The organism is Stenotrophomonas sp. GD04145 (assembly GCF_029835135.1).
In the GTDB taxonomy this organism is placed as follows: domain Bacteria; phylum Pseudomonadota; class Gammaproteobacteria; order Xanthomonadales; family Xanthomonadaceae; genus Stenotrophomonas; species Stenotrophomonas maltophilia_P.
Window position 1 is genome coordinate 80,654 of record NZ_JAODZG010000008.1, and the last position, 20,388, is coordinate 101,041.

18 protein-coding genes are annotated in these 20,388 nt (G+C 67.9%); 15 read left to right on the plus strand and 3 right to left on the minus strand.

Annotated features, from left to right (window positions below):
* Nucleotide 1: 1 nt before the first annotated feature.
* Together N7367_RS06715 and N7367_RS06720 are read left to right on the plus strand one after the other, a co-directional pair.
* A complete protein-coding gene (locus N7367_RS06715; protein ID WP_180876356.1) occupies nt 2-2,071 on the plus strand; it encodes a tetratricopeptide repeat protein in 2,070 nt (689 codons plus the stop codon).
* A 10-nt stretch (nt 2,072-2,081) separates the two neighbouring features.
* On the plus strand, nt 2,082-2,693 hold the full coding sequence (locus tag N7367_RS06720; protein ID WP_279942030.1) for a YbhB/YbcL family Raf kinase inhibitor-like protein: 612 nt from the start codon (nt 2,082-2,084) through the stop codon (nt 2,691-2,693).
* 83 nt (nt 2,694-2,776) lie between these two features.
* Here N7367_RS06720 and N7367_RS06725 read toward each other — a convergent pair whose 3' ends face one another.
* On the minus strand, nt 2,777-3,604 hold the full coding sequence (locus N7367_RS06725) for an META and DUF4377 domain-containing protein (RefSeq protein ID WP_053520265.1): 828 nt from the start codon (nt 3,602-3,604) through the stop codon (nt 2,777-2,779).
* A gap of 73 nt (nt 3,605-3,677) precedes the next feature.
* Nucleotides 3,678-4,472, minus strand: a complete 795-nt coding sequence (locus tag N7367_RS06730) for an undecaprenyl-diphosphate phosphatase (protein WP_053520271.1) — start codon at nt 4,470-4,472, stop codon at nt 3,678-3,680.
* A 219-nt stretch (nt 4,473-4,691) separates the two neighbouring features.
* Here N7367_RS06730 and glnA point away from each other — a divergent pair, with 219 nt between their 5' ends.
* The 12 genes from glnA (at nt 4,692) to N7367_RS06790 (ending at nt 17,950) form a co-directional block, all read left to right on the plus strand.
* A complete protein-coding gene (gene glnA / locus N7367_RS06735; RefSeq protein ID WP_053520266.1) occupies nt 4,692-6,101 on the plus strand; it encodes a type I glutamate--ammonia ligase in 1,410 nt (469 codons plus the stop codon).
* Between the two features lie 319 nt (nt 6,102-6,420).
* On the plus strand, nt 6,421-6,759 hold the full coding sequence (locus N7367_RS06740) for a P-II family nitrogen regulator (RefSeq protein WP_004134334.1): 339 nt from the start codon (nt 6,421-6,423) through the stop codon (nt 6,757-6,759).
* Nucleotides 6,760-6,781: 22 nt separating this feature from the next.
* Entirely contained in the window at nt 6,782-8,209 is a 1,428-nt protein-coding gene (gene amt, locus N7367_RS06745) for an ammonium transporter (protein WP_053520267.1), read from the plus strand.
* 137 nt (nt 8,210-8,346) lie between these two features.
* Complete coding sequence (locus N7367_RS06750; protein WP_065174137.1) at nt 8,347-9,093, plus strand: N-acetylmuramoyl-L-alanine amidase; 747 nt, start codon at nt 8,347-8,349, stop codon at nt 9,091-9,093.
* A gap of 144 nt (nt 9,094-9,237) precedes the next feature.
* Entirely contained in the window at nt 9,238-10,398 is a 1,161-nt protein-coding gene (locus N7367_RS06755; RefSeq protein ID WP_279942031.1) for an MltA domain-containing protein, read from the plus strand.
* A 163-nt stretch (nt 10,399-10,561) separates the two neighbouring features.
* A complete protein-coding gene (locus N7367_RS06760; protein WP_279942032.1) occupies nt 10,562-11,515 on the plus strand; it encodes an alpha/beta hydrolase in 954 nt (317 codons plus the stop codon).
* Between the two features lie 144 nt (nt 11,516-11,659).
* On the plus strand, nt 11,660-11,941 hold the full coding sequence (locus tag N7367_RS06765) for a hypothetical protein (protein WP_053520269.1): 282 nt from the start codon (nt 11,660-11,662) through the stop codon (nt 11,939-11,941).
* Between the two features lie 82 nt (nt 11,942-12,023).
* Entirely contained in the window at nt 12,024-14,069 is a 2,046-nt protein-coding gene (locus tag N7367_RS06770; RefSeq protein WP_279942033.1) for a TonB-dependent receptor, read from the plus strand.
* A 65-nt stretch (nt 14,070-14,134) separates the two neighbouring features.
* On the plus strand, nt 14,135-15,196 hold the full coding sequence (locus N7367_RS06775) for an ATP-binding protein (protein WP_053518064.1): 1,062 nt from the start codon (nt 14,135-14,137) through the stop codon (nt 15,194-15,196).
* Nucleotides 15,189-16,637: a nitrogen regulation protein NR(I) gene (ntrC, locus tag N7367_RS06780; RefSeq protein WP_074902337.1), complete on the plus strand. Its 1,449-nt coding sequence runs from the start codon at nt 15,189-15,191 to the stop codon at nt 16,635-16,637. Before N7367_RS06775 ends, ntrC begins: the two co-directional genes overlap by 8 nt.
* Nucleotides 16,638-16,730: 93 nt before the next feature.
* Nucleotides 16,731-17,297 carry a superoxide dismutase family protein gene (locus N7367_RS06785; protein ID WP_053518061.1) on the plus strand — a complete coding sequence of 189 codons (567 nt, stop codon included), beginning with the start codon at nt 16,731-16,733 and terminating at the stop codon, nt 17,295-17,297.
* A 32-nt stretch (nt 17,298-17,329) separates the two neighbouring features.
* The gene (locus N7367_RS06790; RefSeq protein ID WP_279942034.1) at nt 17,330-17,950 is read left to right on the plus strand and encodes a superoxide dismutase family protein; all 621 of its coding nucleotides are present in this window, start codon (nt 17,330-17,332) and stop codon (nt 17,948-17,950) included.
* A gap of 151 nt (nt 17,951-18,101) precedes the next feature.
* On the opposite strand, the gene N7367_RS06795 is transcribed toward N7367_RS06790, so the two are convergent.
* On the minus strand, nt 18,102-18,989 hold the full coding sequence (locus N7367_RS06795; RefSeq protein ID WP_053518057.1) for a hypothetical protein: 888 nt from the start codon (nt 18,987-18,989) through the stop codon (nt 18,102-18,104).
* Between the two features lie 93 nt (nt 18,990-19,082).
* Here N7367_RS06795 and N7367_RS06800 point away from each other — a divergent pair, with 93 nt between their 5' ends.
* Nucleotides 19,083-20,378 (plus strand): acetyl-CoA C-acetyltransferase, encoded by a 1,296-nt coding sequence (locus tag N7367_RS06800; RefSeq protein WP_111186508.1) that lies wholly within the window; start codon nt 19,083-19,085, stop codon nt 20,376-20,378.
* The last annotated feature ends 10 nt before the right edge of the window (nt 20,379-20,388 follow it).

Genomic DNA, 20,388 nt, shown 5'->3' on the forward strand with positions numbered 1-20,388 from the left:
CATGCAAGACCAGATCATCCAAGCGTTGCGCCAGAACGAGGCCGGCCAGGCCGTGCAGCTGGCCCAGGCGTGGACCCGTGACGAACCCGGCCTGGCCGCAGCCCACCGCTGGCTGGCGCTTGCGCTGCAGCAGCAGGGCAAGCCCGGCGACGCGATGGACGCCCTGCAGCAGGCGCTGCGGCTGGCCCCCGACGATGCCCAGCTGCATCTGCAGCATGCCGGCCTGCTGTTGGCGCTGCGCGAATACCAGGGCGCCGACGAGGCGCTGCTGCGTACCACCGATCTCAATCCGAACGCATTTTCCGCCTACCTTATGCAGGCGCACCTGGCGATCGGCCGCAATGACTTCGACGAAGCCCAGCGCCTGTCGACCCTGGCCGCGCGCGTCGAACCGGATCACCCCGATCTGCTGCACATCGACGGCATGATCGCCCTGCGCCGTGACGATCCTGATCGCGCGCTGGCGCTGCTGTCGCAGGCCAACCAGGCCCAGCCGAATGATCCGCGCGTGCTGTATGCACTGGGCTTTGCCTATCTGGGCAAGGACATGCTGGCATTCGCCGAGCAGGCCTTCCGCCGCGTGCTGGAGCTCAACCCGTCGCTGTCGTCCCTGCACGGGCTGGTCGTGCAGCTGGCGTTGCGGCAGGGCAATCTCGAGGCCGCCGCCGAGGCCATGCAGGTGGCGCTGCAGCAGCCAGGCATGGACCACGCATCGCTGCGGCGCCTGGCCGGTGAGCTGGCGCTGCGCAGCGGGCAGCCCTTGCAGGCGCTGGAACACCTGCTGCCGCTGCTGGAATCGCAGCCGGCAGACCGGCAGATGCTGCAGCTGCTGCTGATGTCGTGGCAGCGGCTGGGCCGCGAGGAAGAAGCACGCGCACGCCTGGATGCGGCGCTGGAAAACAACCCGCAGCTGCATGACCTGTGGCTGGCACGCCTGTCGGTGGAAGAGGTGGGCAGCGATGCGGCGGTTGCCGTGGTCGAGCGCTGGATCGAAGCGATGCCTGGCCATGTGCCCGCCCTGGAGGCGCGTCTGCGGCTGCACGACATGGCGGGTGAGCACGCACAGGCTGAAGGCATCGCAGAACGCATCGTCAGCCTCGAGCCGGGCCGTGTCAGCGCCGAGTCCCGCCTTGTCGAGGGCCTGCTGCAGCGCGACCCCGCTGCTGCCGTCGCCCGCGTGCAGGCGCTGATCGAACAGGCCGCGGAGGGCCATCGCGCTGACCTGCGCACCTGGCTGGGCGAGATCCAGGATCGCGCCGGGCAACCGGATGCCGCCCTGGCAACCTGGCTGGCGCTGCAGGCCGACCAGGCGCCGCAGCGCCTGCCGCTGCCGCCGCAGGCGAAGGCACCGCCGAGCTGGCCGGACAAGGGCAGTGTCGACGAATCCAACACGTCGGCGCCGATCTTCCTGTGGGGCGCACCGGGTTCGGGCGTGGAGCGCGTGGCGACCGGCCTGGCCGCTGCCAGCCCGGTGCTGCGCAGTGATCGCTACACCAGCAACCCGCCGGATGACGCGTTCCAGAACTACCACACGTTGCAGGACCTGGCGTCCGGCGTGCTGACGCCGGAGCGGCTGGTGCAGCGTTGGCGCGAGCAGCTGCCGGCGCGCGGCGTGCAGGGCGACACGATCATCGACTGGCTGCTGTGGTGGGACAACGCGCTGCTGTGGGCCCTGCGCCCGCAGCTGCCGCAGGGCCGCCTGCTGATCGTGCTGCGTGATCCGCGCGACATGCTGCTGGACTGGGTGGCCTATGGCGCTGCCGCGCCGCTGGCGATGACCTCGCTGGCCGAGGCCGGCGAATGGCTGGCGCGTGCGCTGGCCCAGGTTGCGACCCTCAACGAGGAAGATCTGTACCCGCATGTGCTGCTGCGGATCGACCACATCGGCAATGATGCACAGGCGATGGCCGAGCTGCTGGGACGCCTGTTCGAGCGCCCCATGCCCGTGGCAGCCCAGCTTGGCGTGCCGCGCTTCCCGCCGGGCCACTGGCGCCACTACCGCGACGTGATGAGCGCCGCTTTCGCCCAGCTGACACCGATCGCGGTGCGCCTGGGCTACCCGGAAGAGTGAGGACCGTCCGATGAAACTGAGCAGCCACAGCCTGACCAACGGCGCACCGATCGACCGCGAACTCGCCGCCGGCGACACCGCCGGTTTCGCGCCCGACCGCAATCCCCACCTGGCCTGGAGCGATGTGCCCGAGGGCACCCGCTCGTTCGTGCTGATCTGCGTGGACCCGGATGTGCCGACCGTGCCGGACACCGTCGGCCGCAGCGATATGACGGTGCCACGCGACCAGCCGCGCTGCGACTTCGTGCACTGGGTGATGGCCGACATCCCTGCCAGCGTGCACGAGATCGCCGCGGGCAGCTGCAGCGATGGCTTCGTGGTCAAGGGCAAGGCCGCACCGGCCGGTCCGGCCGGCAGCCGGCAGGGCCTGAACGACTTCACCGGCTGGTTCGCCGGCAATCCGGACATGGCCGGTGATTACCTGGGCTACGACGGCCCGTACCCGCCGTTCAACGACGAGCGGCTGCACCGCTACTTCTTCCGTGTGTTCGCGCTGGACGTGGCTGCGCTGGCGTTGCCGGAGCGCTTCACCGCCGCGGATGTCCATCGCGCCATGCATGGCCATGTGCTGGCCGAGGCGGCGCTGCACGGCACCTACACGTTGAATCCGGCGCTGGCCTGACCGCGCAGCGTGTTTCTGCAGCGCCGGGCAGTACGCCCGGCGGCAATGAAGAAGGGCGGCCCTGCGGCCGCCCTTCTGCATGCTTACTTCTTCTCGACGGCCGACTCGACCACCATGTCCAGCACATACGCCTGCGACGGCGCATCGGCCGGCGGGTTCTTCACCTCGTAGCGCTTCACCCGCACGACGTTGCGCACGCCGTCTTCGTGGGTGTAGCCCTCGATGTTGCCGTAGAAGTTCTCGAACTTGCCCGGCTCGCCCTGCTTGAGGCCCTTGTCGTCATACTTCACCTCGCGGACCTGCAGGCACTGGTAGTCCGGGATCAGCGGGTGCGAGCACTTCTCGGTCCGGGCGGCCACTTCCAGGAACACGGTTTCGCCGGCGCCGCCATAGCGGGTTTCAGCGGTGGGTTCCGGAGCGAAGACCAGCGTGTCGCCCTGTGCGCTGGTCAGGGTCAGCGTGCCGGCGGCATCCTGCTCCGCCTTCAGTTCGCCCTGCAGGCGGCTGGATACGGCCTCGTCCAGCGCCATCAGCGACTTGTCCGCGCAGGCCATCATCGTCGAGGCCATCGCGCTGACACTCAGCTTTCCGTCGGCCAGGGTGTAACCGCCACTCATGCGGTTGCAGGTATTGCTGACCGACAGGCGGCCATCGACGAAGTCCAGGGTGACCGGCTTGTCTTCACGGGCGAACAGCGCGTCGATGCGCTTGCCGTCGGCGGCCGTGGCCTTCTGCAGCCGCCAGTGCTGGCTCTGCAGGCGCTGCGCGTCCAGGTGCGCCAGCGTCTGCTGGTCTGCCGCCTTGGTCGCCGCCGGGGCCACGTCGTCGCCGCCGGTTCCGGCCGGGGCCGGGGTCTGGCTGCAGGCGGCCAGCAGGGCCAGCGGGAGGAGCAGGGTGAGCTTGCGGTTCATGGTGATTCTCCTTGGGGAACCGAGGGGGAAACGGGGCGGGGCCGGCAACGGGGTTGCCGTTCCCCGCCGCTGTTCAGGTGCCGGACGGCAACCACAGCAGCAGTGCGGCACCCAGCGCGATGCGGTACAGGGCGAACGCGGTGAAGCGGTGCGATTTGATGTAGCCCAGCAGCCACTTCACTACGATGAAGCCGGTGATGACGGCGGCAACGAACGCCACGCCGACATCGGCCCAGTTCTCGCTGGCCAGTTGTCCCTTCTTGGCCAGCTCGAGGAACGCATAGGCGCTGGCGGCGAACATGGTGGGAATGCCGACCAGGAACACGAACTCGGCGGCGGCTGCGCGACGGCTCAGGCCCAGCAGCATGGCCAGGAAGATGGCCGACGCCGAGCGCGAGGTGCCGGGGAACACGCCGGCCACCACCTGTGCCAGACCGACACCGATCGCCACCGTCCAGGTGACCTGGTCGCGGTCGGGCAGGCGCGCGGTATACAGCTCCACCAGCAGCATCCAGATGCCGCCGATGATCAGCGCCCAGGCGATCGGGCTGACCGTTTCCGGAAGTTCCCAGCCGAGCAGGCGCACCGGCAGCCCGACCACGGCGGTGACCAGGAATGCCGCGCCCAGCTTGAACACGTAGTCGCGGTTCTCGCGCTGCCCCAGGCCGGTGGCCAGACTCCACAGGCGCTGGCGGAACACCAGCACCACGGCCAGGATCGCGCCGGCCTGGATGATGATGTTGAAGAAATCCGAACGTGCGCCCAGCCAATGCTGGGCGATCAGCAGGTGGCCGGTACTGGAGATCGGCAGGAATTCGGTCAAGCCTTCGAGGATGCCCAGCAGCAGGGCGGAGAGCAGGTCGGACATGGACAGTGCGGGCGCGTGCGGCGGAAGAAGGTCGAGAGGATAGACCATCCATGCCGCACCAAAGGGGTGCATCCGCGTGCCTGCGCACCCCTTTGGTGCAGGCTGTGCCGCACTGACGCAGTGCACGCTGTGTGAAATCAAGGACTTGCAGGGCGCAAAAAGTTGGCACGGTCATTGCTGTACCTCAGCAGGCATTCATTCCCATCCGAGGTCGTACCGATGTCCGTGGAAAACGTTGAGAAGCTGATCAAGGACAACCAGATCGAGTTCGTCGATCTGCGCTTTGTCGACATGCGCGGTGTCGAACAGCATGTCACCTTCCCGGTCAGCATCGTCGAAGCGTCGCTGTTCGAAGAAGGCAAGATGTTCGATGGCAGCTCGATCGCCGGCTGGAAGGGCATCAACGAATCGGACATGGTCCTGCTGCCGGATCCGTCCAGCGCCTATGTCGATCCGTTCTACGCCGATCCCACTCTGGTGATCAGCTGCGACATCCTCGATCCGGCCACCATGCAGGCCTACGGCCGCTGCCCGCGCGGCATCGCCAAGCGCGCCGAGGCCTACCTGAAGTCCTCGGGCATCGCCGAATCGGCGTTCTTCGGCCCGGAGCCGGAATTCTTCATCTTCGACTCGGTCCGTTTCGCCAATGAAATGGGCAACACCTTCTTCAAGGTCGACTCGGAAGAAGCCGCCTGGAACAGCGGCGCGAAGTACGACGGCGCCAACAGCGGCTACCGCCCGGGCGTGAAGGGCGGCTACTTCCCGGTGCCGCCGACCGACACCCTGCACGACCTGCGTGCGGAAATGTGCAAGACGCTGGAACAGGTCGGCATCGAAGTGGAAGTGCAGCACCACGAGGTGGCCACCGCCGGCCAGTGCGAGATCGGCACCAAGTTCAGCACCCTGGTGCAGAAGGCCGATGAGCTGCTGCGCATGAAGTACGTCATCAAGAACGTCGCGCACCGCAACGGCAAGACCGTCACCTTCATGCCCAAGCCGATCGTCGGCGACAACGGCAGCGGCATGCACGTGCACCAGTCGCTGTCCAAGGGCGGCGCCAACCTGTTCTCCGGCGACGGTTACGGCGGCCTGAGCCAGCTGGCGCTGTGGTACATCGGCGGCATCTTCAAGCATGCCCGCGCCATCAATGCCTTCGCCAACTCGGGCACCAACAGCTACAAGCGCCTGGTGCCGGGCTTCGAAGCACCGGTGATGCTGGCCTATTCGGCGCGCAACCGTTCGGCGTCGTGCCGCATTCCGTGGGTCTCCAACCCGAAGGCACGCCGCATCGAAATGCGCTTCCCCGACCCGATCCAGTCCGGCTACCTGACCTTCACCGCGCTGATGATGGCCGGCCTGGACGGCATCAAGAACCAGATCGACCCGGGCGCACCGAGCGACAAGGACCTGTACGACCTGCCGCCGGAAGAAGAGAAGCTGATTCCGCAGGTCTGCTCCTCGCTGGACCAGGCGCTGGAAGCGCTGGACAAGGACCGTGAGTTCCTGAAGGCCGGCGGCGTGATGAGCGATGACTTCATCGACGGCTACATCGCGCTGAAGATGCAGGAAGTGACCAAGTTCCGCGCGGCGACCCACCCGCTGGAATACCAGCTGTACTACGCCAGTTGACCGGGCGGCGATGGCGGCGGGCTTCCCCCTCCCACCCGCCGCCATCGCCTCCGATCTTTGCGGCTGGGGAGCCGCAGGGTGGGCTCCGGCCCACCGTGGTAGAGCGGACCGTGGGTCCGTTGATCCAGGGGCAAGAGAGACCGGATACGCGACATGGGCCGCCCTCCCTCCCGCGTCGGTCGTGCAAGGAGAGAGGCACGACCGTCCCGGCCCCGTTCGTGTCCGGTGCAACAGCCACGGCCATCGATGTGATGGCCCGTGGTTGCCTGATGCCATCGCGCGTTGGCGCGCTGGCCCCATCCACCATCGGGACATGCGCATGAAACTGATCTCCGCCATCATCCGACCGTTCAAGCTCGACGAGGTCCGCGAGGCACTCTCCGATGCTGGCGTGTCGGGCATCACCGTGACCGAAGTGAAAGGCTTCGGCCGCCAGAAGGGCCATACCGAGCTGTACCGCGGCGCAGAGTACGTCGTCGATTTCCTGCCCAAGATCAAGATCGAAACCGTGGTCACCGACGAGCGCGCCGATGCGGTGATCGAGGCGATCCAATCGTCGGCAGGTACCGGCAAGATCGGTGACGGCAAGATCTTCGTCACCGCCGTCGAACAGGTCATCCGCATCCGCACCGGCGAAATCGGTGCAGACGCGCTGTAACCCCCTTCCGGAGACTCCCCCAATGAAGATGCGCCTTCTTACCGGGTGGCAAGCCCGGTTCCATCTCGTGTGCCTGCTGATGCTGCTCAGCGCGCTGGCCGCGGGCGTCTGGCCGGGCAACGCCCACGCCCAGGCCCAGGTGACACCGTTGAGCAGTGAACCGGTAGCGGTCGAGCCGCTGCAGGCACCGGCCGCCGCCGCTCCCGCGGCTGCCGAGGCTGCGGCCCCGGCATTCGATCACGGTGACGTCGCCTGGATGCTGACCTCCACCCTGCTGGTGCTGTTGATGGTGGTGCCGGGCCTGGCCCTGTTCTACGGCGGCCTGGTGCGTTCGAAGAACGTGCTGTCCGTGCTGAGCCAGATCCTGGTGGTGTTCTCGCTGGTGCTGCTGCTGTGGGTGTCCTACGGCTACAGCGCGGTGTTCAGCGCCGGCAATCCGTTCTTCGGTTCATTCACCGAGTTCGCGTTCCTGAAGGGCTTCACGCCCGACTCGGTGGGCAACACGCCGATCGCGGGCCTGCCGGATTATCTGTTCGTCGCCTTCCAGTCGACTTTCGCCGGCATCACCACCGCGCTGATCGTCGGTGCCTTCGCCGAGCGCATCAAGTTCCGTGCGGTGCTGCTGTTCTCGGCATTGTGGTTCACCTTCAGCTACATCCCGATGGCGCATATCGTCTGGGGCGGTGGCTACCTGGGTGAGCTGGGCGCGATCGACTTCGCTGGCGGTACCGTGGTGCACATCAACGCCGGCGTTGCCGGCCTGGTCGCCGCGTGGTTCGTCGGCAAGCGCCTTGGCTACGGCCAGACCGCGCTGAAGCCGCACAACGTACCGTTCACCTACATCGGCGCGATGCTGCTGTGGGTGGGCTGGTTCGGCTTCAACGCCGGCTCCGCCGCCGCGGCCGATACCGTGGCATCGCTGGCCTTCCTCAACACCGTGCTGGCCACCGCCGCCGCAGTGCTGGGCTGGACGCTGGTGGAAGCCATCGGCAAGGGCAAGCCGTCGGCGCTGGGTGCGGCCTCCGGCGCGGTGGCCGGCCTGGTCGGCATCACGCCCGCGTGCGGCACGGTCGGGCCGCTGGGTGCCATCGTCATTGGTTTCGTCGCCGGCACCGTCTGCGTGTGGGGCGTCACCGGTCTCAAGCGCCTGCTGAAGGTGGATGACACGGCCGACGTGTTCGGCGTGCACGGCGTCGGCGGCATCGTCGGCGCGATCCTCACCGGTGTGTTCAGTGCGCAGTCGCTGGGCGGCACCAAGGCCGATCTGGATATCGGCCACCAGGTGTGGGTGCAGGTGGTCAGCGTCGGCCTGACGGTGGTCTGGTCCGCCGTGGTGACCGCGGTCATCCTGCTGCTGGTGAAGGTGGTGGTCGGCCTGCGCGTGACCGAAGAGGCCGAACGTACCGGCCTGGACGTCACCTCGCACGGCGAATCCGCGTACGAGGCCTGATGCAGGGGCGGGCGGTCCGGAAGGGCCGCCCGCACGCTGTGCAGCCGGGCCATGCCCGGCTGCGTCCGTCAGGGCACCGGCCACGCGCCGCGTGCGCCTCCATGCACGATCCATCCCGATCGCGCACAATCAGGGGCATGCACCCGATCCGCACGTCCCTGCTGCTCTCGGCCTGCCTGCTGCTGGCCGCCTGTGCGTCCGCTCCGCCGGAGCCGCGCAATCCGCTCGCGACCTGGGTGCCCTCGCCGAACCACAACGCGCGGGGTCCGGTCATCATCGTCATCCACCACACCGAACAGGATTCGGTGCAGCAGAGCCTGCGCACGCTGCGCACCGCCAACAGTGGCGGCCGGGTCAGCGCGCATTACCTGATCGGCGCCGATGGCCATCGCTACCAGCTGGTGAGCGATCAACGTCGTGCCTGGCATGCCGGCACGGGCCGATGGGGCACCATCACCGATCTCAACTCGGCGTCCATCGGCATCGAGCTGGACAACAACGGCCGCACACCCTTCAGCGCGGCGCAGATCGAATCGTTGATCGTGCTGCTGCGCGACCTCACCGCGCGCCTGGACATTCCGCCGCGGCAGGTCATCGGCCACGCCGACCTGGCGCCGACGCGCAAGCAGGATCCCAGCCGTTTCTTCCCGTGGCAGCAACTTGCAGAGGCCGGCTTCGGCATGTGGCCGCGTGCCAGCGATGGTCCCGCACCGGAAGGCTTCGATGCCTGGAATGCGCTGGCCCGCTTCGGTTACCCGCTGGAGGATAGGGACGCGGCGGTAGCTGCGTTCCACCGTCGATTCCGTGGCAGCGATGATCTGCCGAAGACGCTGGATGCGGAAGACGCGCGCATCCTGTACTCGCTGCTGCTGCAGACGCCGTGACCGCCAGCGCCGGGTCGGAATGCCGGTAGCGCCGGGCCGTGCCCGGCGAGCGCACAGCGCGGGATCCGCTTTCCGCCGGCCATGGGCCCGCGCTTCACCTGCATGAGGTTGCCGGGCCAGCACCCGCCCCACTACATTGCGACCATGATCACTGTTAAGTCGTTGCCGCGCGCGCTGCTCCTCCTGCTCGGTGCAGCCCTGCTCGCCGCGTGTTCCACCACCGGCACCCGCCCAGGCGCACCTGCCGCTGCCACGCCCGCTGCGGCCACCTACGCCAGGGTTGAATGGAGTGCGCTGCCACCGGTCTCGGACAGCGACCTGCAGGCCGGCTTCGTCGCCTGGCGCAGCAGCTGCACCCGCCTGAAGAACGATGCGGTCTGGGCCAGACCCTGCGCCACAGCCGCTGCGGTTTCAGACAAGGACCCGGTCGCCATCCGCCAGTTCCTGCAGCGTGATCTGGACGTCTATGCGCTGCGTGCGGGTGGCCAGCATGCCGAAGGCCTGATCACCGGCTACTACGAGCCGATCTACCCCGGCAGCCTCAGCCGCACGGACACGGCAACAGTGCCGGTCTATGGCACCCCCGATGATCTGATCGTGGTGCAGCTGGACAGCGTCTACCCCGAACTGAAGGGCAAGCGCCTGCGCGGCCGCCTGGACGGCAAGGTACTCAAGCCCTATGACGACGCAGGCACCATCGCCGGCAAGGGTGCCAAGGCGCCGGTACTGGCCTGGCTGACCGATCCGATGGACCTGCAGCTGCTGCAGATCCAGGGCTCGGGCCGGGTGCGCCTGGCCGATGGCACGCAGGTGCGGCTGGCCTACGCCGAGCAGAACGGCCATCCCTATCGCGCCATCGGCCGCTGGCTGGTGGAGCAGGGCGAGCTGCGCAAGGAAGACGTCACCATGGACGCCATCCGCACGTGGGCGAAGGCCAATCCCGCGCGTGTTCCGGAGCTGCTGCGCAGCAATCCCAGCTACGTGTTCTTCGTGCGCAGCGCCGACAGCCCGGAAGGCCCGCGCGGTTCGTTGAACGTACCGCTGACTGCCGGCTACAGCGTTGCCGTGGATCGCACCGTGGTACCGCTGGGCAGCCTGCTGTGGCTGTCGACCACCCGTCCGGACGGCACGCCGCTGGTACGCCCGGTGGCCGCGCAGGATACCGGTGGCGCCATTGCCGGCGAAGTCCGCGCCGACCTGTACTGGGGCACCGGTGACGCCGCCGGGAAGCTGGCCGGCGACATGAAGCAGCAGGGCAGCCTGTGGATGCTGTGGCCGAAGGACGTGACGCTGCCGGCCCGCTGACCGCAGACCGGGCCGCGGCGATGCCCGCGCGAGGTAGCGTTCGCGGGCCATGGGGATTGGCGGACGAATGGTCAAATTTTAAGGATTTTATGTAGCAAACAGTCCCGAAAAGGGGCGCAAAGTGGACCTGTCGAAACCCACTCACTTCGCAGGAGATTCCACCATGAACACCGTCACCCGCACCCTGGCCGCCACTGCCCTGGCTCTGTCCCTGCAGGCCGGCCTGTCCGCCCAGGCTGCGCAAGCGGCGCCCGCCACCGCCGTCACCGCCGTCGCCCGTACCGCCAGCACCCTCACCACCGCCGATGGCGTGCAGCTCTACTACAAGGACTGGGGTCCGAAGGATGGCCCGGTGGTCACCTTCAGCCACGGCTGGCCGCTGGACTCGGACAGCTGGGAATCGCAGATGATCTTCCTGGCCGACCATGGCTACCGCGTGATCGCGCATGACCGCCGCGGTCATGGACGCTCCAGCCAGCCGTGGGAAGGCAACGACATGGACCACTATGCCGATGACCTGGCCACGGTGATCAACACGCTGGATCTGCATGACGTGACGCTGGTGGGCTTCTCCACCGGGGGGGGCGAAGTGGCGCGCTACATCGGCCGCCATGGCACCGGCCGGGTGAAGAAGGCCGTGCTGATCAGCTCGGTGCCGCCGCTCATGCTCAAGACCGCCGACAACCCCGGCGGCGTACCGATCGAAGTGTTCGATGGCCTGCGCAAGGCGCAGCTGGAAAACCGCTCGCAGCTGTACCGCGACATTCCCTCCGGCCCGTTCTATGGCTTCAACCGCCCGGGCGCGAAGGTTTCGCAGGCCATGATCGACGCCTGGTGGGCGCAGGGCATGCTGGGCGGGCACAAGAACACCTACGATTCGATCGCCGCATTCTCGGCAACCGATTTCCGCCAGGACCTGAAGAAGTTCGACGTGCCGACGCTGGTGATCCACGGTGATGACGATCAGATCGTGCCCATCGACGTTGCCGGCCGCATGTCGGCCAAGCTGATCAAGGGCGCCCGCCTGATCGTCTACCCGGGTGCGCCGCATGGCCTGACCGAAACCCACAAGGACAAGGTCAACCAGGACCTGCTGGCCTTCCTGCAGCAGAAGTGAGTGCAGGGCCCCGGCGGTGAGCCGGGGCCTTCTGCCGTGATCGACGGGCGCATGGCAGGTCATCGCCGGGCCCCTGCGGTGCCCGCTGGGCGATAATGCCGCCCTCTGAACTCTCCGGCTGCCTCCACAGCCAGGACTCCGGCAATGAAGAACGCAAAGAAGTACTACAAGCACTGGGCCGAATCGGGCCTCGGCAAGGGCAACGTGCTGATGGAAGCACGGGGCGACAGGATCGTCCGCCAGGTGGAGATCTACGGCTCCAAGCTGGTATGGGCCGATGAAAACGGCCAGAGCGATGACCGTTTCATGCTGGCTGACCAGCCCGTCTCGTTCCTGGATTTCGATTCCGACGACGAGATCAGCGCGCGCGAATTTGAAATCGCGTGGAAGAAGGCCAGGGAAGCGACCGGCTATCCGTCTGCCTGACGCCCGGCAAACCGGCGTCCCCGATGGCTGCCAGAACTGAAATGTTATAAAGTTTCATTTTTGGAACTCCATCTCCTTCCCCATGAAGACCCCCACGCTGCTGGCCGCCCTGGCGGCGGCTCCCCTTGCCCCTGACGCATTGGCGCAGTCAGCCGACGCGGCGCTCACCCTGGGCAAGGTCGATGTCCACCAGCACCGGGAAGGCGCCCTCAGCGCGCACCAGGTACTCACCTCCGTCGACGTTCTGGGCGCAGACCAGATTGAAGACCGCACCGTGTCCCACAGCTGGGAACTGCTGGGGCAGATGCCCGGCATCCAGCTGACCGAAACACGCCAGGGTGCCGAGTCGGGCAAGGTCAGCTTCCGCGCCTTCAATGGCGAGGGTTACCTCAATGCCATCAAGACCCTGATCGATGGCATCCCGAGCAACGTCAACAGCGGCAACCAGCGCTTCATCGACATGCTGTTCCCGCTGGAAATCAGCTACATCGAGGTGGTGCGCGGGACCAACGATCCGCGTTATGGGCTGCACAACATCGGCGGCAACGTGAACTTCGGTACCCGCCAGGGCGGCAGTTACACCGATGCACGGCTGGCCTATGGCAGCTACAACACGCGCGATGCGCAGCTGGCGGTGGGCCGCGAATCCAACGGCTTCGCGCAGAACTACTTCATCGGCACCCAGGCCAGCGACGGTTATCGCGAGCACGACACCTCCAGGAAGTATTCGCTGGGTGGCAAGTGGTTCTACGGTTCACTGGACGATGGCCTGCGCGTGGGCCTGACCGCGCGCGCCTATCACCACGAGGCGGACGAGCCCGGCTTCATGACGGCCGAGGAACTGCGCACGCACCGCCGTGGCAGCGACCTGCGCAACGCCCATGACGGCGACGACCGCGACATGCGCCAGTTCGCCGCGCATCTGGACCTGAAGCTGTCCGACGCGCTCGTTCTCGGCACCCGGCTGTACTACAACCGTTACCAGGACGATCGGCGCGTGACCTTCAGCGACCTGCCCACCGGCAACCTGCCGCGCCAGCGGCGGCTGTGGGACGAGCGCCAGGCCGGCCTGCTCACCACGCTTACTTGGCAGCCCGCAGCCACGCTGACGGTGGAGGGCGGGTTGAACTACGAGCAGCAGGACAACGGTTACATCCGCGAGCGGTATGCCTACGCCGAACCCACCGATTTCACCCGCCCGCCGGCCCGCGTGCAGAACGACGACCGCCATAGCTTCGACAACGTGGGCGCTTATCTGCAGGCCATCTATCAGCCAGCCGCCGCCTGGAAGATCGTGCCGGCCTATCGCGTGGACCGCTTCAGTGGCCGCACGCGGTTGATGGATGGCACCCGCGGGCGGCTGCAGGACTACGGCACCATCGGCCAGCCCAAGCTGAGCGTCATCCACAGCCTGGGCGACACCACCCACGTCTACGCGAACTGGGGCCGCACGTTCCAGGTGCTGACCGGCGCCACCGCGCCGGCCTATCTCACGCCCGGGCAGACGCCGATGCGTCCTTCCACCAACACCGGCATGGAGCTGGGCCTGAAGTTCCAGCCCTTTGACGGCGCCCAGGCCCGCCTGGCGGCATGGCAGCAGGATGCGGAGAACGAGGTATCCAACATGCCGGCCACCGGCACCACCGTCACCCTGGGCAAGACCCGGCGCCGTGGCGTGGACGCGCAGTTGAGCCTGCAGGTGGGCGACGACTGGACAGTGTGGGCCTCGCATGCGTACCAGGAAGCGAAGATCACCCGCGACAACCGCGCCCCCGGCGTGTCCCTGCAGGGTCGCGAAGTGGCCGCCACCCCGCGCCACATCAGCAACCTGGGCGTGGACTACCAGGCCAGCCAGGCACTGCGGCTGGGTCTGCAGGCGCGCGCGCAGGGCGACTACTACCTGGAAGAGCGCAACGTGGCCGGCAGGTTCGGCGGCTTCGCCGTGCTCGACCTTACTGCCGCGTACCGGATCAATCCGCGCTGGAGCGTGGACCTGCAGCTGAAGAACGTCACCGGACGCGAGTACGCCTACGCGTGGTACGACAGCTTCTTCTGGGACAGTGCCCGGCCGATGTTCTCGCCTGCCCCCGGCCGCATCGTCTTCGTCGGCCTCAGCATGAAGCTGTAGCCCGGCGGGGCGCTTCGGGCTGCGGAAGGAACGCATCTGCCACGCTTTTGCACTACATTGGTGCAATGTCCGACCCCGCGCCGCCACCGTCCCTCGATGCCCTGGGTACCCCCTTGGCCTGGGCCGCTGCCGACGGCCGCATCACCGGCTGCAATCCGGCCTTCGGCCGCTGGCTGGGCGTCAGCGGCCGTCGCCTGCTGGGCCAGCCCCTGGCGGCGCTGGAGGTGCAGGGCGAGGCGCTGGCCCACTTCCTGGCCCGCGACGAGCGTGACAGCCTGCGCCTGCACCGGCTGGCACTGGCGGTACCGGGAGAGGCACCCCGCTTCGCCGAAGGCTGGATGAGCCGCCGTGATGATGGCGGCTGGCTGCTGGAGGCGCATCCGGTCGATGAGTTCCCCGGGCTTGACCCCACCCAGGCCTTGCCGAGCGCACTCAGCGCGGCACTGAAGGGCCTGGCCCACGAACTGCGCAACCCGCTGGCTGGCCTGAAAGGCGCGGCGCAGCTGCTGGCGCGCCGTGCCGCACAGCGCGATGCCAGCGAGCGCGAACTGATCGAACTGATCGGTTCGGAGATCGAACGCCTCAACGGGTTGCTTGACCAGCTGCTGTCGCCGGCGCCGGCCGCACCGCATGCCGCCTTGAACATCCATGCAGCACTGGAGCGCGTGCTGCGCCTGGCCGAGAACGAAGCGGGCTGGGCGGTGCGCCTGCAACGCGACTACGACCCCAGCATTCCCGAGCTGGATGGCGACGCCGACCGCCTTACCCAGGCAGTGTGGAACCTGGTGCGCAATGCGATCCAGGCCGGCGCGGGCACCATCACCCTGCGCACGCGTGTGGAGCATGGTGCGCGGGTTGCCGAGCGGCTGCATACGCTGGCGCTGCGGCTGGAGATCGCCGACGACGGTCGCGGCGTACCCGAGGAGCTGGCCGAACACCTGTTCCTGCCTCTGGTCAGTGGTCGCGCCGAAGGCACCGGCCTGGGCCTGGCGTTGGCCCAGCAGGTCGCGCGCGAGCATCGCGGCACGCTGACCTACCGCTCGCGGCCCGGCCACACCGTATTCACCCTGCTGCTGCCGATCGGCAGCGGCACCGTTCCGGCCGAGGAGGCCCCGCGCGATGTCTGACGCGTCCCCTTCACCCCAGCGGATCTGGGTGGTCGACGATGACCGCGCCGTGCGCTTCGTGCTGTGCACCGCGCTGCGCGAGGCGGGCTACCGGGTCGATGATTTCGACAGCGCCGCCGCCGCCCTGCAGGCGCTGGCCGAGGGCTCTCCGCCGGCACTGTTGTTCACCGATGTGCGCATGCCCGGCGATGACGGCCTGGTGTTGCTCGACAAGCTCAAGGCTGCCTTGCCACAGCTGCCGGTGGTGGTGATGTCGGCCTACACCGATGTCGCCAGCACGGCGGGCGCCTTCCGCGGCGGCGCGCACGAATTCCTGTCCAAGCCGTTCGATCTGGATGACGCCGTAGCGCTGGCCCAGCGCGTGCTGCCGGCGGTCGCGCCGGCACTGGCCGCGCCGGTACCAGCCACGGAGGCCTCCGCCGACCCGTCGCCGCAGCTGGTTGGCGATACGCCGCCGATGCGCGCGCTGTTCCGCGCCATCGGCCGGCTCGCGCAGGCGCCGCTGGCAGTGCTCATCACCGGTGAAACCGGCACCGGCAAGGAACTGGTGGCCAACGCGCTGCACCGCGAATCGCCGCGTGCGCAGGGCCCGTTCGTGGCATTGAACACCGCCGCCATTCCCGCCGAGCTGCTGGAGAGTGAACTGTTCGGCCATGAAGCCGGTGCGTTCACCGGCGCACAGCGCCGGCACATCGGCCGCTTCGAGCAGGCCGACGGTGGCACCCTGTTCCTCGATGAAATCGGCGACATGCCCCTGCCGCTGCAGACGCGCCTGCTGCGCGTGCTGGCGCAGGGCGAGTTCTTCCGTGTCGGCGGTCGCGAACTGATCCGTGTCGATGTGCGCGTGATCGCAGCGACCCACCAGGACCTGGAAGGACGGGTGGCGCAGGGGCTGTTCCGCGCCGACCTGCTGCATCGCCTGGACGTGGTGCGCCTGCAGCTGCCGCCGCTGCGTGAGCGCCGCGAGGACATCGCGCAGCTGGCCACCACCTTCCTGGCGGCGGCCGCACGCCGGCTGGATACGCCGACCAAGCGCTTGACCGCCGCTGCCTTGCAGGCGCTGCGCGAGCACGACTGGCCGGGCAATGTGCGCGAACTGGAGAACGTGTGCTGGCGGATGGCCGCACTGGCCGCCGCCGACACCATCGGCGTGGCCGACGTGGATACCGCGCTCAACCGGGCACGCACCCGGCGCAGCAGCACCGGCGGCACCGACCCGGGGCAGTGGGAGGCGCTGCTGTCGGAGTGGGCGCGGCGGCAACTGGCGGAGGGCGTGGAAGGGCTGCATGCGCAGGTGCGCGAGCGCGTCGATCACGCCCTGCTGGACGCTGCCCTGCAGATCACCCACGGTCGCCGCGCGGAAGCAGCGTCGCGGCTGGGCCTGGGCCGCAACACGCTGACCCGCAAGCTGGGCGCAGGCCGCCGCCGCGGCCCCCATTGAACGGTCCCTGCACGCGATCCTCGCATCCGCTTGCCGAACCGTTGATCCCTCATGGACGATGCCGTCCGTAGTGTCACCTGCAAGGAGTCTTCGATGCGCCTGTTACCTGCCCTTCTTCCGCTGTCCGCCGCCGCGCTGCTGTCCGCGTGTGGCAGTACGCCGAAGCCGCAGCCCACGCCACCGCCGCCGGTCGTGACCAGTACCGCACAGCAGGCCGAGGCGAATCTGGCCCCGGCGTCGGCCAGCATCGTCAGTGGCCGGCTGGTGCTGAAGGTCGAACCGGCAGGCGTACATATCACCGGCCTGGTCGGTGGCCTGCAGCCGATGCAGCAGGCAGGCTTCCATATCCACGAGCGTGGTGATTGCAGCGCTGTGGATGCCAGCAGTGCGGGCAATCACTTCAATCCCGGCGGCGTCGCGCACGGTCGCGCCGGTGCCGGCACGCATCACCTGGGCGACATCGACAACCTGCGTGCCGATGCCCAGGGCCGCGCCAACGTCGACATCCACCTCAAGGGCGTTACTCTGGGCGGAGGCGCCGCCACCGATATCGCAGGACGCGCATTGGTCGTGCATGCCAATGCCGATGACTATCGCAGCCAGCCTGCCGGCAATGCCGGCGTTCGCATCGCCTGCGGCGTGATCCGCGTGACGCGCTGATCGCCGCCGGCCATCTTCCAAGGAGAGCATCCATGCGTCTGATCCATACTTCGCTGTTCGCGGCCATCGCCGCCCTGGGCCTGGCGGCCTGCGGCAAGCCGGCCGACACCCCGCAGACCGAGACGCCGCCGGCCGCGCCGGCCGAGAGCGCAACCACCGAACCGGCGCCCGCTGCAGAACCGGCGTCCGCCGCCGATGCCTCGGCCACGGCCGAGCTGGCACCCACCCAGGGCAACGAGACCAAGGGCAGCGTCACCTTCAAGCGGGTTGACGGCAAAGTGCACGTCACGGGCCAGATCAGTGGCCTGAAGCCCGGCAGCGAACACGGTTTCCACATCCACGAGAAGGGCGACTGCAGTGCGCCGGACGGCACCAGCGCCGGCGGTCATTTCAACCCGGGCAAGCAGGACCATGGCAGCGTGGCCAGTGATCCGCACCACGGTGGCGACATGCCCAACATCAAGGCCGACGACAAGGGCGTGGCCACCATCGATGGCCCGGTGTCGAGCAACGTGAACATCGGCAAGGGCGATGATTTCGACATCATCGGCCGTGGCCTGATCGTCCACGCCGATCCGGATGACTACACCAGCCAGCCGACCGGCAACGCCGGTGCGCGCCTGGCCTGCGCAGTGATCCAGAAGGCCCCGTAAGGCCGGCCCCGCTGGATTGGAAAACGCCGGCGCAGGCCGGCGTTTTTCTTTGCATCCCTTTCTGTAGAGCCGAGCCCAGGCTCGGCTGCTTTTCCGGCGGCCTGAGCCGAGCATGGGCTCGGCTCTACAACACGCGGCCGCCGTTTCCTTTTCAGCGCGCCAGCAACTCGCGCGCGTCCTGTCCCGCCTCGCAATGCACGAACAGCACCGGCACACCGTGTGCTTCCAGCACCGCGGCCATCTGCCGCTGGCGCATCAGGAACTGCTCATAGATGCCCTGCAGGCGATCGCAGTCGCCACTGTCATGGCTGTAGTGGGCGCACCAGCCGGCCGGATCGAACAGTGCCATGCGCGCCTCGCCATGGCTGTAGCGCAGCAACGGCTCCGGTGCGGCCTCAAGCCATTCATCCTCGCCCGGCGCCATGATCGCGGTCTCGATCAACGGCCACAGCGCGGCCAGGCCCTGGTTGTCGTACTGCATCGACATCATCGCGGCCAGGTCGTTCACGGTGAAATAGCGCGCATGCTCGATGCGGGCACCGAAACTGTTCTGCGCCATCAGCGCGGTATCGGCATGGGCCATGCCATTGGCCAGCAGCACCTCTTCCAACGCATCGGCCACCGCACGGGTGGTCGCCACATCACTGCCGGTCAGCAGGAACGGCAGCACACGCAGGCCGCCACCCACCAGCGTCGAATCGGCCTGGAACGGCAGCGGCACATCGCCATTGGCATCGGTACCGAAGGCCAGCAGCCGCGGGCCCTGGTTGCGGCCCGGCGCGCGCATCTGCAGTTCTTCCAGACGGCGATGGATCGGCCAGCCCGGGCGCAGCACTTCGGCCGGGTCGAAATGGGCGGCGGCCAGGACCAGGTCCAGCTCGGCCACGGCCGGCACCAGCTTGGACAGGTCGCGGCCGACGCGCTCGGCCAGTTCACCGGCCTGGTCTGCGCTGAGTACCGCCTGGCGGGGGATCTCGCCGCCGGCCAGTTCCAGGGCCAGCACGCCAAGGGCATTCATCGCGGGGTCGGGTTTGCTCATGGTTCCACGGTTGGCCCATCACAGGGCGGCAGCTACACTTGGCCCCATTATGCCTGCTCTGTCGTGCAGGCCATGTTGCAGACACCCTCATCCATGCCAGGTATCTCCATGCCCAACGCTCGTCCCGTCGCCATTCTCGGTGGCGTCCGCATTCCGTTCTGCCGCCAGAACACCGCGTATTCGGATGTCGGCAACCTCGGCATGTCGGTACGCACGCTGGGTGCGCTGGTCGAACGCTTCGGCCTGCACGGCCAGCAGCTGGGTGAAGTGGCGATGGGTGCGGTGATCAAGCACTCCAGCGACTGGAACCTGGGCCGCGAAGCCACGCTGTCCTCCGGACTGTCGCCGCTCACCCCGGGCATCACCCTGCAGCGCGCCTGCGGCACGTCGCTGGACAGCATCATCACCGTCGCCAACAAGATTGCCCTGGGCCAGATCGAATCGGGCATCGGCGGCGGGTCGGACACCACTTCCGACGTGCCGATCGTGTACGGCAAGAAGCTGCGTGCACGCCTGCTGGCCGCCAACCGCGCCAAGAGCACCGGCGACAAGATCCGCGCGCTGACTTCCGGCTTCAAGTTCTCCGAACTCAAGCCCGAGTTCCCGGGCGTGGCCGAACCGCGCACCGGCAAGAGCATGGGCGACCATTGCGAGGACATGGCCAAGGAATGGAACATCTCGCGCGACTCGCAGGACGAGTGGGCGGTGTCCTCGCACAAGAAGCTGGCCGCCGCCTATGAGCGTGGCTTCTTCAACGACCTGATCGCGCCGTTCCGCGGCGTGGAGCGCGACAACATCCTGCGCCCGGATACCTCGCTGGAAAAGCTGGCCACGCTGAAGCCTGCGTTCGACAAGGTGTCCGGCCGCGGCACCCTGACCGCCGCCAACTCCACGCCGCTCACCGATGGTGCCGCGGCGGTGCTGCTGGCCAGCGAGGAATGGGCCCGCGCCCACGGGCACGAGCCGCAGGCCTACCTGCGCGATGCGCATGTCTCGGCCGTCGATTTCGTGCACGGCGAAGGCCTGCTGATGGCACCGACCGTGGCCGTGCCTGAGATGCTCAAGCGCAATGGCCTGACCCTGCAGGACTTCGACATCTACGAAATCCACGAAGCGTTTGCCGCACAGGTGCTGTGCACCCTGCGCGCGTGGGAGAGCGAGGATTACTGCCGCAACCGGCTGGGCCTGGAGGCACCGCTGGGCCGCATCGATCCGGACAAGATCAATCTGCTGGGCTCGTCGCTGGCTACAGGTCACCCGTTTGCCGCTACCGGTGCGCGTGTGATCGCCACGGCCGCAAAGCAGCTGGCCGAACGCGGCGGCGGCCGCGCGCTGGTGTCGATCTGCACGGCAGGCGGCATGGGCGTGGTGGCGATCGTCGAGCGCTGATCGCTGCAGA

Coding starts and splice junctions, on each gene's coding strand:
- N7367_RS06760 (WP_279942032.1), top strand. CDS start 10,562: ATGAACACCGTCACCCGCACCCTGGCCGCCACTGCCCTGGCTCTGTCC.
- N7367_RS06720 (WP_279942030.1), top strand. CDS start 2,082: ATGAAACTGAGCAGCCACAGCCTGACCAACGGCGCACCGATCGACCGC.
- N7367_RS06725 (WP_053520265.1), bottom strand. CDS start 3,604: ATGAACCGCAAGCTCACCCTGCTCCTCCCGCTGGCCCTGCTGGCCGCC.
- N7367_RS06765 (WP_053520269.1), top strand. CDS start 11,660: ATGAAGAACGCAAAGAAGTACTACAAGCACTGGGCCGAATCGGGCCTC.
- N7367_RS06715 (WP_180876356.1), top strand. CDS start 2: ATGCAAGACCAGATCATCCAAGCGTTGCGCCAGAACGAGGCCGGCCAG.
- glnA (WP_053520266.1), top strand. CDS start 4,692: ATGTCCGTGGAAAACGTTGAGAAGCTGATCAAGGACAACCAGATCGAG.
- N7367_RS06755 (WP_279942031.1), top strand. CDS start 9,238: ATGATCACTGTTAAGTCGTTGCCGCGCGCGCTGCTCCTCCTGCTCGGT.
- ntrC (WP_074902337.1), top strand. CDS start 15,189: ATGTCTGACGCGTCCCCTTCACCCCAGCGGATCTGGGTGGTCGACGAT.
- N7367_RS06730 (WP_053520271.1), bottom strand. CDS start 4,472: ATGTCCGACCTGCTCTCCGCCCTGCTGCTGGGCATCCTCGAAGGCTTG.
- N7367_RS06740 (WP_004134334.1), top strand. CDS start 6,421: ATGAAACTGATCTCCGCCATCATCCGACCGTTCAAGCTCGACGAGGTC.
- N7367_RS06785 (WP_053518061.1), top strand. CDS start 16,731: ATGCGCCTGTTACCTGCCCTTCTTCCGCTGTCCGCCGCCGCGCTGCTG.
- N7367_RS06800 (WP_111186508.1), top strand. CDS start 19,083: ATGCCAGGTATCTCCATGCCCAACGCTCGTCCCGTCGCCATTCTCGGT.
- N7367_RS06790 (WP_279942034.1), top strand. CDS start 17,330: ATGCGTCTGATCCATACTTCGCTGTTCGCGGCCATCGCCGCCCTGGGC.
- N7367_RS06750 (WP_065174137.1), top strand. CDS start 8,347: ATGCACCCGATCCGCACGTCCCTGCTGCTCTCGGCCTGCCTGCTGCTG.
- N7367_RS06775 (WP_053518064.1), top strand. CDS start 14,135: ATGTCCGACCCCGCGCCGCCACCGTCCCTCGATGCCCTGGGTACCCCC.
- amt (WP_053520267.1), top strand. CDS start 6,782: ATGAAGATGCGCCTTCTTACCGGGTGGCAAGCCCGGTTCCATCTCGTG.
- N7367_RS06795 (WP_053518057.1), bottom strand. CDS start 18,989: ATGAGCAAACCCGACCCCGCGATGAATGCCCTTGGCGTGCTGGCCCTG.
- N7367_RS06770 (WP_279942033.1), top strand. CDS start 12,024: ATGAAGACCCCCACGCTGCTGGCCGCCCTGGCGGCGGCTCCCCTTGCC.